Annotated in this window: 13 protein-coding genes, 1 tRNA gene and 1 riboswitch; of the genes, 4 read left to right on the top strand and 10 right to left on the bottom strand. The window is 70.3% G+C overall.

What is annotated here, in order from left to right; translation table 11 throughout:
- A partial coding sequence (locus tag VAE53_RS01325) for a PAS domain S-box protein (protein WP_322817554.1) occupies positions 1–941 on the bottom strand: 941 nt, incomplete at its 3' end.
- 128 nt (positions 942–1,069) lie between these two features.
- Between VAE53_RS01325 and VAE53_RS01320 the strand changes: the two genes are divergently transcribed.
- Together VAE53_RS01320 and VAE53_RS01315 are read left to right on the top strand one after the other, a co-directional pair.
- Complete coding sequence (locus tag VAE53_RS01320; protein WP_322817553.1) at positions 1,070–2,410, top strand: cobyrinate a,c-diamide synthase; 1,341 nt, start codon at positions 1,070–1,072, stop codon at positions 2,408–2,410.
- 152 nt (positions 2,411–2,562) lie between these two features.
- The gene (locus tag VAE53_RS01315) at positions 2,563–4,548 is read left to right on the top strand and encodes a methyl-accepting chemotaxis protein (RefSeq protein ID WP_322817552.1); all 1,986 of its coding nucleotides are present in this window, start codon (positions 2,563–2,565) and stop codon (positions 4,546–4,548) included.
- A 108-nt stretch (positions 4,549–4,656) separates the two neighbouring features.
- Here VAE53_RS01315 and VAE53_RS01310 read toward each other — a convergent pair whose 3' ends face one another.
- The 9 genes from VAE53_RS01310 to cysS form a co-directional block, all read right to left on the bottom strand.
- Positions 4,657–4,851 carry a hypothetical protein gene (locus VAE53_RS01310; protein WP_322817551.1) on the bottom strand — a complete coding sequence of 65 codons (195 nt, stop codon included), beginning with the start codon at positions 4,849–4,851 and terminating at the stop codon, positions 4,657–4,659.
- Positions 4,852–4,938: 87 nt separating this feature from the next.
- Entirely contained in the window at positions 4,939–5,358 is a 420-nt protein-coding gene (locus VAE53_RS01305) for a spore germination protein GerW family protein (RefSeq protein ID WP_322817550.1), read from the bottom strand.
- A 75-nt stretch (positions 5,359–5,433) separates the two neighbouring features.
- Positions 5,434–5,652 carry a translation initiation factor IF-1 gene (infA, locus tag VAE53_RS01300; RefSeq protein WP_322817549.1) on the bottom strand — a complete coding sequence of 73 codons (219 nt, stop codon included), beginning with the start codon at positions 5,650–5,652 and terminating at the stop codon, positions 5,434–5,436.
- Between the two features lie 119 nt (positions 5,653–5,771).
- Complete coding sequence (locus tag VAE53_RS01295; RefSeq protein ID WP_322817548.1) at positions 5,772–6,128, bottom strand: RNA-binding protein; 357 nt, start codon at positions 6,126–6,128, stop codon at positions 5,772–5,774.
- A gap of 318 nt (positions 6,129–6,446) precedes the next feature.
- Entirely contained in the window at positions 6,447–7,325 is an 879-nt protein-coding gene (gene panC, locus VAE53_RS01290) for a pantoate--beta-alanine ligase (RefSeq protein WP_322817547.1), read from the bottom strand.
- 9 nt (positions 7,326–7,334) lie between these two features.
- A complete protein-coding gene (gene panB, locus VAE53_RS01285) occupies positions 7,335–8,177 on the bottom strand; it encodes a 3-methyl-2-oxobutanoate hydroxymethyltransferase (RefSeq protein WP_322817546.1) in 843 nt (280 codons plus the stop codon).
- Between the two features lie 34 nt (positions 8,178–8,211).
- Complete coding sequence (gene panD, locus VAE53_RS01280) at positions 8,212–8,616, bottom strand: aspartate 1-decarboxylase (RefSeq protein WP_322817545.1); 405 nt, start codon at positions 8,614–8,616, stop codon at positions 8,212–8,214.
- A 281-nt stretch (positions 8,617–8,897) separates the two neighbouring features.
- Positions 8,898–9,392: a hypothetical protein gene (locus VAE53_RS01275; RefSeq protein WP_322817544.1), complete on the bottom strand. Its 495-nt coding sequence runs from the start codon at positions 9,390–9,392 to the stop codon at positions 8,898–8,900.
- Positions 9,393–9,467: 75 nt separating this feature from the next.
- Positions 9,468–9,604: riboswitch (cyclic di-AMP (ydaO/yuaA leader) on the bottom strand.
- 78 nt (positions 9,605–9,682) lie between these two features.
- Positions 9,683–11,056: a cysteine--tRNA ligase gene (cysS, locus tag VAE53_RS01270; protein ID WP_322817543.1), complete on the bottom strand. Its 1,374-nt coding sequence runs from the start codon at positions 11,054–11,056 to the stop codon at positions 9,683–9,685.
- A gap of 308 nt (positions 11,057–11,364) precedes the next feature.
- On the opposite strand from cysS, the gene VAE53_RS01265 reads away from it, so the two are divergent.
- On the top strand, positions 11,365–12,312 hold the full coding sequence (locus VAE53_RS01265) for a transglycosylase SLT domain-containing protein (RefSeq protein ID WP_322817542.1): 948 nt from the start codon (positions 11,365–11,367) through the stop codon (positions 12,310–12,312).
- A 55-nt stretch (positions 12,313–12,367) separates the two neighbouring features.
- Positions 12,368–12,443: transfer RNA gene (locus tag VAE53_RS01260), tRNA-Thr, on the top strand.
- The last annotated feature ends 10 nt before the right edge of the window (positions 12,444–12,453 follow it).

Here is a 12,453-nt window from a genome sequence, read left to right as displayed (position 1 = left end):
TCGCCCCAGCGTCCGACGCTGGTGAAGGCTTCGCCGGCGAGTCCGCGCTGGATTTCGGCGAGGCGCTCGGGGGAGTCGCGGTTGAACTCGAAGATGGATTGGCCGACGAGCTGGCCGGGCTGCAAGCCGTAGCGGGGCAGGGCGCCGCCTTCGAGGAGGGTGAAGCGCCCTTCCATGTCGACGGCCCAGAGGACGATAGGGGCGGCGGCGGCAGCCTGCGAGAGGAGGGCGCGGGCCTGTTCGAGGGCCCGCCGCTCGGTGATATCCCGGGCGACGTGGAAGGTGCCGACGACCTGGCCGTTTTCGAGGAGGGCGCGACCGCGGACTTCGAACCAGCGTCGCTCGCCGCTCTTGAAGACGAACTCGACTTCGAGCACGGGCACCGATTCGCCGCGCCAGATGGCGGCGAGCGCGGCAGCCGCCTGGGCACGTTGTTCGGGCGAGACGAAGGCGGTGGCGGGCTGCCCGATGAGCTCTTCGGGGGTGTACCCGGAGGCGAGGTAGCCGAGGCGGTTCATCTCGGTGAAGCGCCCCTGGAGGTCGAGGCTGAACATGATGTCGTTGGCTTCTTCGACGAGGCGGCGGTAGCGGTCGGTGGCGGGAAGGTCGAGGAGCGCGAGGAGGCGGAGCCCTTCGCTTTCGGCGACGGGAAGGGCGTGGAGGCGGGCGGGCGCGAAGCGGCCATCGGTGGGGCGGTCGCAATCGAGGGTGGCCCGGGTGCCGGCGAGCAGTTCGGTGATGCCGTCGGGCGGCAGGCAGGGGAAGGCGCGGGCGATGGCGGGGGAAGCCGGTTCTCCGGGCTGGGCTACCGGGTCGATCCGCTGCCAGGCGGCATTGGCGCCAAGCAGCCGCCCTTCGCGGTCGGCGACGGCGATGGGGATCGGCAGTGCATCGAGGAGGACCGGGAAGTCGCGTGGCGTGATCGAGGGATGGAAGCGCACGGTGGGCGGGGCCCCGGCATGATTTTTCGCAATTCTTTACGAAATCTCCGGTCGTTGCAAGGACAAGGATGGCCGGGCGGGGGTCTGGGTGGGGTGCCGCTGGTGGGCGGGCGTGGCAGGATAGCGCGGTGGACGCTCTTCCGCGGGTGGTGTTGGCGGCACCGGCCTCGGGCTCGGGCAAGACCACGGCCGCGCTGGCGCTGATCGCGGCGCTCCGGCGAGCGGGCGAGCGCGTCCAGCCCTTCAAGGTGGGGCCGGATTACATCGACCCGTCGCACCTGGGTGCTGCGGCGGGGCGCGCGCCGTACAACCTCGATAGTTTTTTCCTCGACCACGCCGGGCTGCGGGGGCTCTTCGCCCACGCGATGGCGGGGGCGACGGTGGCGGTGGTGGAGGGGGTGATGGGGATGTTCGATGGCCGGCAAGGCGCCGCCGGCGAGGGCTCGACGGCCGATGCGGCGGCGGCGCTGGCGGCCCCGGTGATCTTGGTCGTGGATGCGGGCGGAATGGCGGCGAGCATCGCTGCGCTGGCGCGGGGGTTCGTGGATTTCGACGCCCGTGTGCATGTGGCCGGGGTGATCGCGAACCGTGTCGGCTCGGAGCGACACGCGGAGCTTTTGCGGGAGGCGCTGGGGGCGGTGGGCCTGCCGCTTCTTGGCTGGATCCCGAAGTCGCCTTCGCTGGCGTTACCGGAACGGCACCTCGGCCTGGTGCTGGCGGGCGAGGCGAGCCTGGACCGAGCGGCGCTCGAATCGGCGGGTGAGCGGTTGGACGTGGCGGGTATTCTGGGCATCGCCCGGGCTGCGCCGCCGCTGCCGCCGGGACGGGAGGTGTTTCCGGAGGCTCGCCCGCCGCGGATTCGGCTGGGCTGGGCGGAGGATGCGGCCTTCCGCTTCACGTACCCGGAGACGCGCGACCTGTTGGGGCGGCTCGGTGCGGAGGTGGTGCCGTTTCGGCCGCTGGTCGACGAGCGATTGCCGGCGGTGGATGCGCTCTACCTTGGCGGGGGCTACCCCGAGTTGCACGCCGAGGCGTTGGAGGCGAACGCCCCGATGCGCGCGGCCATCCGGGCGTTTCGCGGTCCGATCGTGGCGGAGTGCGGGGGATATCTCTACCTGGCGCAGGGCCTCGCGGGTCCGGACGGGGTGCGCCGGGCGATGGTTGGCCTCGTCCCTGGGGAGGGCGCGATGGCGGACCGGCCGGTGTTGGGCTACCGCGAGGTGGTCGCGCTGCGGGAGAGCCCGGTCGCGCTTCCGGGCTGGACGTTTCGCGGGCACGAGTTCCACTATGCGGGGCTCGCGGCGAGCGCGAGCCCGGCCTGGCGACAGGCTGGCGGCGAGGCGGTGGAGGGGTACGCGGACGGGCGGGTGTTGGCGAGCTTCATCCACCTCTACCTGCTGGCGGCGCCGGCCGCGGCGGAGCGCTTCGTTCGCCGGGCGGAGGCAGCGCGGGAGGCGGCTACCGGCTAAGCGGGAGCGTGGCTCGGTGGGGCGGCGGCGGCCGCTGCGGGAGTTCCCCGATTCGCTGGGCCGCGGGGCGGGCCGACGATGGAAGCGGCAGGGCAGCCCCGGTCGATCCGGCGGCTGCCCGCACGATGTCACGTTCCGGAGGATTGAGTAGGGTGAAACTTTCGCTTTCCGCAAAGCTGCTCGGGGGATTCGCGCTGGCGGTGGTGCCGGCCGTCGCGATCACCATCGTCGGGTGGACGCGCCTGGATGCGGCGGCAAAGGATGAGCGCCGGCTCGCGAACGAGGGCGTCCAGGCCACGATGCACATCACGGAATCGCGGCGCGGCTTCGAGGTCGGCATCACGAAGGCGGGGCTGCTCGCCTACACGACGGAACCGGCGGCGTTCACGAAGCTGCGCGGCGAAATCGACGAGGCGCTGACCCGCGGCTCCGAGGAGATCCGCGCGCTCGAAGAGCATATGAACACCCCCGAGGGGAAGGCGAAGTACGCCGAGACGATGGCGGCGGTGGCCGCGTTCGAGGATTTTGCGAAGCGCTATGGTGAGGCGCTCGACAAGAAGGACGCGGGGACCTTGGTGAAGCTCGCCGACGAGGCGAGCACGGTCATCGGGAATCTGAACGCCCGGCTGGATGAGCTGAACACGTACGTGAAAGAACGGGCCGAACAGGTGGCGGACGATGGGGAGCGCTCGGCGAACCAGGCGAAGCTGGCGATGGCCATCCTCGGCATCGTCTCGGCGGGTGTTGCCGGGGCGGTCGGGTTCGTGGTGGCGCGGCGAGTGGTCGCCGGCGTGCGGGCGGCGACAGAAGCGGCGCACCGGATCGCCCGCGGGGAAACGAACGTGAGCGTGGAGGTGCGATCGAAGGACGAAATCGGGGAGCTGGCGGCGGCCTTCCGCGAGATGACGACGTACCTGGAGGAGATGGCCGACGCGGCGCGGGCGGTCGCCAATGGCGATCTGACGACGCAGGTGCAGCCCCGGGGCGAATCGGACACGCTGGGGACCGCGCTGAACGGGATGGTCGCGAATCTGCGGGAGATGATCGGGGGTGTGCGGAAGGGCGCGGCCGAGATCACGGCGGCGGCGGATTCGCTGCGGGGTTCTTCGGACCAGATGGCGCAGGCGACGGGCCAGATTGCGAACGCGATCGATGAGGTGACGCGGAGCGCGGTTTCGTTGAGCGGGCTTTCGCAGGAGAGCGCGCGAGAGGTGGAGCAGCTCGCGAGCGGCTCGCAGCAGCTGGCGGCGACGGCGGCGCAATCGGCGCAGTCGGCGCGGCAATCGCGCGATGTGGCCGCCGAGATCGGCGAGCGGATCCAGGCGGTAGCAGCGGCTTCGGAGGATGTGGCGCGGGCGGCAAACGAGTCGCGCCAGGCGGCCCAGCGCGGGCAGGATGCGGTGGCGCAGGCGGTCGCTTCGATGGCGTCGATCGCGGCAGCGGTGGAGCGGGCATCGAAGACGGTGGATATGCTCGGCGAGTACGGGCAGCAGATCGGCGACATCGTGAAGGCGATCGACGAGATCGCGGCGCAGACGAACCTGCTGGCGCTGAACGCGGCGATCGAGGCGGCGCGCGCCGGGGAGCAGGGGCGGGGCTTCGCGGTGGTGGCCGAGAATGTGCGCTCGCTGGCGGAACGGTCGAGCGCATCGACGAAGGAGATCGCGGCTTTGATCGCGAAGGTCCAGCAGGGTACGCGGGAGGCGGTGGAGGCGATGGCGGCGGGGGTGCGCGATGTGGAGGCGGGCCGCGGCATCACCTCGGAGGCCGGCCGGGCGCTGGAGTCGATCATCGCTTCGGTGCAGGAGTCGGCGCTTCGGATGGCCCAGATCGCGAGAGACGTGCAGGGGCTGGCGAGCGGCGCGGAGCGGATCGTGAGCTCGGCGGAACAGATCGCGGCGATGGCTGGCGAATCGGCGGAGGGTGCGAACAGCATGGCCTCGGCGACGAGCCGGGTGACCGATGCGATCATCCAGGTCTCGGCGACGAGCGAGGAAACGAGCGCTTCGGCGGAGGAGGTTTCGGCCTCGACAGAGGAGCTTTCGGCGCAGGCGCAGGAGCTGGCGGCGACGGCGAATCAGATGCGGGAGTTGGCCGAGACGCTGAACGCGGCGACGGCGCGCTTCCGGCTGGCCTAGCGAGCGGGCAGCGGACGGGCGGGGGATGGGCTGCGGGCCCGTCTCCCGCCCGTTGCTTTATGGTTGGGGTGGGCGGTGGGGGCCGCGTGGCGGCCCGGGGGGCGCGCGTTACGGGGTGTAGATGGCGACGAGGCGGCCGGGAAAGAGGGCGCGGGCCCGTTCGATGGCCTCAGCGGCGGGGCGGGAAGGTTCGATCCCGAGGGGCAGCCAGGCGGCAGCGCGGTTGGCGGAATCGACGGGGCAGACGAGCCAGCCTGTCTCGCTTCGCGTGAGGAGGACGCAGGCCGACGTGGCGGCGCTCATGCTCCCATGGTGGCGCCGATTCGGTGAACGCTGAGCGATCGGGCGGTCCGCCTTTTTTGGCCGTTTGGCTCGAAAAGTGGGGTACGCTCAGCCGCGGAACAATTTGGCGAGGCCGCGGAAGGTGAGCCAGCCGGCGAAGGCGCCGGCGATGACGAGCGGGACGTAGCTGGCGGGGTCTTCGATGCGGTGGAAGGTAGCCTGGCCGTCTTGAATTTCGATGTAGCCGAGGGGGCTGGCCATGACACCTCCGCCGGCGCCGGCGCCTTCGCCGATGTCGCCGGTTTCGCTGTCGCCGTCGATGCCGCGGCCGCTACCGCCGCCGAAGCCCCAGCGGATTTTGGCGACGGGGATGACGGTGATGCCGTCGCGGTCGACGGGGTCGCCGAAGACGGCGCTGGCAGAGGCGTGGAGGCCGAGGCGGGCGGCGATCCGTTCGACGAAGTTGGCTGCCGCGCTGGATGCGGCCTCCTGGGCTTCGCGGATGACGCGGGAGACGTCGTCGGTCATGGGGCACCGCCTGATGGTGGGGATGGGGCCATGGTGCGCCCGGCGGGTGGCGCTGACAAGGGGCGGGGGCGCGGGCTACTTGAAGCGGTAGGTGATGCGGCCGCGGGTGAGGTCGTAGGGGGAGAGTTCGACGAGGACGCGGTCGCCGGTGAGGATTTTGATGTAGTGGCGGCGGATTTTGCCGCTGATGTGGGCGAGGACGGAATGGCCGTTGGCGAGCTCGACGCGGAAGTTGGCGTTGGGCAGGGGTTGGGTCACGACGCCTTCGACTTCGATGGCTTCATTGGCGGACAAGGGGGCTCCTTTCGTGGGAGGGGGAGGAAGGGGACAGCGGGCGGAGGCGATGCCCCCGCCCGCTGTCGGTGGTGGTTCGCTGCGGCGCCATTCCCGCGTGGTGCCGCCTCGCTGGGGGTTTAGAAGCGGCGGTTGCCGGAGTAGCCGCCGCCGAAGCTGCCGCCCCGGCCACCGCCACCGTAGCCGCCGCGGCTGCCGCCACCATAGCCGCCGCCGCCGTTGCGGGGGCGGTCTTCGCGGGGACGGGCCTCGTTGACGATGAGGGTGCGGCCCTGGAGCTGGGCGCCATTGAGGGCGCTGATCGCTGCTTCTGCCTGGGCGCGGTCGTCCATTTCGACGAAGCCGAAGCCGCGGGAGCGGCCGGTATCGCGGTCGGTGACGACCTGGGCGGAGCGGACTTCGCCGTGGGCGCTGAAGGCGGACTGGAGGTCCGCATCCGTGGTGTCGTAAGAGAGGTTGCCGATATAGAGCTTCATGTGGGTGCAGGTCCTTTCGCTGCTGGTGAGTCTGTGGCAGGCCGGCCTTCGGCACGAACGATCACCTGCGACGACTCACGACAGACCAGCGGGAAGAAGGAACCTGCGAGAGAGAGCGAGAGAGAGCGTGCGTTGGCCTGGCGGGCCCGGGCTTTCCGGGTGCCACAAGGAAAAGATACCACGCTGGCGCGGGGATGGAAAGGCCCGTTCCGGCCGATGGGGTGGTGGGCGGTGCCGTTCGGCCGAGGTGGGCCGGCGGAACGGCGGTGGGGGTTGGCGCGATGGGGATGGCTGCCCGCCGAGGGGGCGGCGGCGCTCCTAGGCGTGCTGCTCTCGGAGCTCGATGTTGTCGAGGAGGCGGGTGGGCCCGAAGCGGACGACGAGGGAGAGGAGGGCGGGACGGTCGACGGTGCCTTCGAGTTCCTCGAGGGTTTCGTCGTCGGCGAGGGAGACGTATTCGAGCTGGGCGAGGGGTTCGCTGGAGATGACGTTGCGTGCGGCTTGGCGGAGGGCTTCGGCGTCGCGTTCGCCGGCGGCCCAGGCGGTGGCGGCGGTATCGAGGGCGCGGCGAACGATGGGGGCGGCGGCGCGCTGGGCCGGCGACAGGTAGACGTTGCGGGAGCTCATGGCGAGGCCATCGGGTTCGCGGACGATGTCGCAGGGGACGATTTCGATGGGGAGGTCGAGATCGCGCACCATTCGGCGAATGACGCGGAGCTGTTGGGCGTCTTTGCGGCCGAAGTAGGCGCGGGTGGGCGAGACAGCGTTGAAGAGTTTGAGGACGACGGTGGCGACGCCGCGAAAATGGCCGGGGCGGGCTTCGCCTTCGAGGCGCCGGGTGAGCGCTTCGACGGTGACGTAGGTCTGGTAGCCGGGGGGGTACATGTCGGCGGGGGACGGGAGGTAGACGGCATCGACGCCGGCGCTACGGAGGAGGGAGAGGTCGCGCTGTTCGTCGCGGGGGTAGCGTTCGTAGTCTTCGCCGGGGCCGAATTGGGTGGGGTTGACGAAGATGGAGACGACGTTGAGGGGGTTTTCGGCTTTGGCGCGGCGGACGAGGGCGAGGTGGCCGTCGTGGAGGTAGCCCATGGTGGGAACGAAGCCGAGTTCGCCCGGGTGGTCGCGTCGCCAGCGCTGCATGGCGGCGGGGGTGGTGAGGATGTCGGGGCCGCTGGCAGGGTTGGCGGGCGTGGTCATGGGGGCGGGTCAGCCGGCGTTGGTGAGCTCGGCGAGGGTGGCCTCGTCCATGTCGAAGCTGTGTTCGGCGGTGGGGAAGGCGCCGGTTTCGACTTCGTCGATGTAGGCCCGGACGGCTTGGCGGATGGTTTCGCCGAGGAGGGCGTAGCGTTTGGCGTGGCGGAGGGGGCGGAGGTCGTCGTAGATGCCGAGCATGTCGTGGAGGACTTGGACTTGGGCGTCGCAATGGGGCCCGGCGCCGATGCCGATGGTGGGGATGGCGGTGCGTTCGGTGACCATGCGGGCGAGGGGTGCGGGGATGGTCTCGAGGACGATGGCGAAGGCGCCGGCTTCTTCGAGGGCGCGGGCATCGGCGATGAGGCGGGCGGCGGCGGCGGGTGTTTTGCCTTGGACTTTGTGGCCGCCGAATTGGTTGACGGATTGGGGGGTGAGGCCGAGGTGGCCCATGACGGGGATGCCGGCTTCGACCATGCGATGGACGAGCGGGGCGATCTGGCTGCCGCCTTCGAGCTTGACGGCGGTGGCGCCGCCTTCTTTGAGGAGCCGGCCGGCGTTGCGCATGGCCTCGTTGGGATCGGCTTGGTAGCTCATGAAGGGCATATCGGCGACGACGATGGCCTTTTGGGTGCCGCGGACGACGGCGCGGGTGTGGTAGACGATGTCGTCCATGGTGACGGGGATGGTGGAGTCGTAGCCGAGGACGACGGAGCCGAGGGAGTCTCCGACGAGGATGACGGGGATGCCGGCCTGTTCGACGAGGCGGGCGGTGGGGTAGTCGTAGGCGGTGATCATGGCGAATCGCCGCCCTTGGCTCTTCCATTCTTTGAGTTTGTGGATCGAGAGGCGTCCCATGGCTCGATGCCCTCCTTGGTGTGCGGGCCGCTGTTCAGCTGGCGGCGCCGGCGGGCTGGCGCGGGTTGTGGCTGTAGCCGTCGCCGGTTTCGACGCTGACGATCTGGTTGTTGGCATCGACGAAGACGCGGCGGGGGGCGATGTTGCGCGCTTCGGTGTCGTCGAGGTGTTGGTAGGCGATGATGATGACGATGTCGCCGCGGTGGACGAGGTGGGCGGCGGCGCCGTTGACGCAGATTTCGCCGGAGCCGCGTTCGCCCCGGATGGCGTAGGTTTCGAGGCGCGCGCCGTTGGTGACGTCGACGACGTGGACCTGTTCGTAGGGGAGGATGTTGGCGGCCTCCATGAGGTCCGGGTCGATGGTGATGGAGCCTTCGTAGTCGAGGTTGGCGCCGGTGACGGTGGCGCGGTGGATTTTGCCGCTCATGATGACGCGCATGGTGCTGTCCCCCTCGGCGTGGTGCCGGCCGGCCAACGGATCCGCTGCGGTGGCTGTGGGTGGGGACGAATCGGGGTGGTGGAGGGGCGCGCGTTGCGCGTGTTCCGGCTCAACTTCCCGGTCCGTACCGGCCACGCTGGGTCCAGGCGGACGCTCGTTGAACGTGCTGGCGATGGTGGTGAAGGCTCGACGTCCCCGATGGGGATCGCCGGCGAGGTGATCGTTTCGGCCTGGCGCACGGTTGTCAAGGGGGGCGCGCGCCCCCCATGACGGAGGCGAGGTCAGTCGCCGATGCCGAGGTCGCGGTGGGTGGTCTCGAAGACGAGCTGGGTGAGCCGGTTGTGGTGCCGGGCGAGCGCCATCTCGAGGAGGATGGCTTGTTCGGAGAGTTCGATCATTTTCCAGATGTCGACCTGACCGGGGGCGCTGGCTTCGGCGACGAGGGCGTCGATGCGCTGGGTGAAGATCTGGTGTTCTTCGCGCTGCTGGTCGACGGTGGGCAAGAGGCGGGGTGCGAGCTCTTCGGCCTGGTGGAGTGGGGAATCGGGGAGCTCGGCGACCCAGATGTGGTGACGGATGGCGGCGCGGGCGCCGTTGACGGCCTGGCGGAAGGCGGCTTGCCAGGCGCCGGGCTGGTTGGCGTGGAAGGGGAGGCGGGCGGCGCTGCGGAGCAGGTCGCGCGCTTCGGTGAGGGGGTCGCGGAGGGTGAAGGGGGTGCCGTCGGGCCCGAGGGGGGCGCTGGTTCCGGAGTAGGACGAGGACGAGGTGATGGACATGGGTGTTCCTCCTGGTAGACCGTCTGGGGCCGGCATGGTGGGGCCGGCCGGTTCGGAATCCGGGGAGGGCTTGGGCGATGCCCTCCGAACGCCTGCGGGGTTAGCTGACGGGTTCGGCGTCGGAAGTCGCCTATGCGCCGGCTCGCGCAATTCACCCCAGGGGATGGGTCCCCCGCCCCTGCCGGTGCGGCAGGGTTCGGCGGGGTGAAGGGTACCACGGCTTCACCGATCGGTGGGCGATTTTCGGGCGGCTCGGTGTTGCAATCGCATAACAAGCGATTCGTTCTGGGCTACCGTTCGCTCCAAGTTGTGCCATCGGGGCTGTCTTGGAGTTCGATGCCGAGCGCGGCGAGGCGATCGCGGATGCGGTCGGCGAGGGCCCACTGGCGGGCGGCGCGGAGTTCGGCGCGGATTTCGACGAGGAGGTCGATGAAGGGTGCGGCGGCGAGGCTCCGGGCCTGGGGGGCTTGGAGGGTGAGGCCGAGGACGCTGCTGAGCTCGCGGAGCGTGGCTTGTGCGGCTGCGACGTCGCCACCGGATGCTGCGGCGCGGTTGATGTCGCGGGCGAGGTCGAAGAGGGCGGCGAGGGCGCGCGGGGTGTTGAGGTCGTCGTCCATGGCTTCGGTGAAGCGGGCGCGGGCGGACTCGTGGTCGATGTGGGCTGGGGCGGTGCCGCCGGCGATGGTGGCGGCGTGGCGGAGCCGTTCGGCGCCGGCTTTGGCGGCTTCGAGGGCTTCTTCGGAGTAGGTGACGGGGCTGCGGTAGTGGCTGGTGATGACGAACAGGCGGAGGGCATCGGCGCCGTAGCGTTGGAGCGCTTCGTCGATGGAGACGAGGTTGCCGATGGATTTGGACATTTTTTCGCTGCCGAACTGGAGGAGGGCGTTGTGCATCCAGATGCGGGCGAAGGGGGGTTTACCGGTGTAGGCTTCGGTTTGGGCGATCTCGTTGGTGTGGTGGGGGAAGATGAGGTCCATCCCGCCGCCGTGGATGTCGATCTGTTCGCCGAGGGTGACGAGGGCCATGGCGGAGCATTCGATGTGCCAGCCGGGGCGGCCGGGGCCCCAGGGGCTCTCCCAGGAGGGTTCTCCGGGGCGGGCGGCCTTCCAGAGGGCGAAATCGAGGGGGTCGTCTTTCTGTTCGCTGGGGTCGACGCGGGCGCCGGCGCGGAGTTCGTCGATATCGCGCCGGGCGAGGGCGCCATAGCGCTCGGCGCCGAAGGCGCGGACGCGATAGTAGACGTCGCCGCCGGAGGGATAGGCGAAGCCTTTTTCGATGAGCCCCTGGATGAAACGGACGATCTCCGGGATGACGCGGGTGACGCGGGGATATTCGTGGGCGGGGAGGACGTTGAGGGCGGCGAGCTGGGCGAGGTAGTGCTGGATGTTGTGCTCGGCGAGTTCGCTCATGGGGATGCCGAGGCGGTTGGAGCGTTCGATGAGTTTGTCGTCGATGTCGGTGAAGTTTTGGATGTGGCGGACGGGGATGCGGCGCCAGTCGAGGTAGCGGCGGAGGGTGTCGAAGACGATGGCGTGGAGGGCGTGGCCGAGGTGGGCTTCGGAGTAGGGGGTGATGCCGCAGACGTACATCCGCACGACACCGTCCTCGCCGACGGGGGGAAGGAGGGGTTTGCGGGTGTTCGAGAGGGTGTCGGTGAGCTGCATGGCCGCGCCCCGGTCGGTTTCGTCTCAGTGTAGCGGAGGCTGCGCTGCCCGCATTCGGGGGTTTGCCGGGGTTGAATCGTGGTTCGGCGCGCTGTGGGGCGGGGGAGCGGGGTATTGCCCCTTAGCGCCGGCCTGTGCGAACCTCTGGCATACCCTTGGCGGGGTGAACTGGCGTTCGCGCTCCGGCCCGGCGCCCCCGCGGCCGATTTCTGCGCCCGGGCGTGGATGCCAAAGCTGCCTATGGGAAAGTACGTACGCGTGGAGACCGCCGCGTGACGGCCCGGCCCCGGAGGGTGCCGGTGCGCGTCATGAGCAGGCTCGCAACGTGGGCAGATTACGGCCTGGCCGTCGCCCTGATGCTGTGCCGCCGGCTTCGCCTGCCCGAGAGGTCGGATGCCCGGGTGCTGGTGCCAGCGTATGCGTTGGAGCCGGTGTACGCCGTGGAGCCGTGTGGCTGCGCGGCGCCCTCGGGCTCGATGGTGGTGGGGCCTGCCCCGCGCTGGCGGGAGCCGGCGGGGGCGGTGAAGCAGCCTTGGTTCGTGCGGCCGGCGGAGGTGGCGATGTTGACGCTATCGCTCTTCCTCGCGGCGCACCTGGTGGGGGGCGGGACGCCGGAGGCGCGGGCCCCGCAGGTTGCCTTGGTGGCGGTGTTGTCCGGGCGCGCCCCGGCACCGGCACGGGTGATCGAGGTCTGGCCTTCGGCTTCTGGGGGGGCGCCGGTTGCCACGCCGGAGGCGGTGGCGACCACGGCGGCGGAGGGGCAGGCGGTACCGGCGCCCGCGCCGCACGGGGATGCCGCGGCGAGCTCGCTGCCGGCGGAACCGACTCCCGTGGTGCCGCAAGCCGCCCCAGCGGGTTCCGCGCCGGCGCGTTCGGAGCCGGCGCGTTCGGAGCCTCCGGCGGAAGCGCCGGCGCCGGCCATCGCGCCCCCGGCGGCCCAGCTGGCGCCGTTGACCTACGCCCAGGTGACGGCGTTCGCGATCGAGGCTGGCTGGCCGGCGGAGCTGGCCGATGCGGTGGCACGGGTGGCCTGGTGCGAGAGTCGTTTCCGGCCGGATGCGGTGGGGTACGGTGCCTACGGGCTGATGCAGGTGGTGCCGCTCTGGTTCGAGTATGCGGGCATCGGCTTCGACCACTGGGCAGACCCGGTGGCGAACCTGAGAGCGGCGCTGGCGGCGTTCCGCTACGGCGAGGGGAAGGGGCATTCGCCGTGGTCGGCGTGGAGCTGCAAGCCCGAGGCGATCGCTATTCCGTAGGCTGGGGAGACCGGTTCACCGAATGCTTGGGGCGCGCTAGGATGGTGTCCGTCGGGCCTCGATAGCTCAGCTGGTAGAGCGAGCGATTCGTAATCGCTAGGTCCAGGGTTCGAGTCCCTGTCGAGGCTCCACTGTTCCCTT

The organism is Tepidiforma sp. (genome assembly GCF_034432735.1).
Classification (GTDB): domain Bacteria; phylum Chloroflexota; class Dehalococcoidia; order Tepidiformales; family Tepidiformaceae; genus Tepidiforma.
Note: the sequence above shows the minus strand (reverse complement) of the source record. Positions and strands in the feature narration are given on the sequence as shown.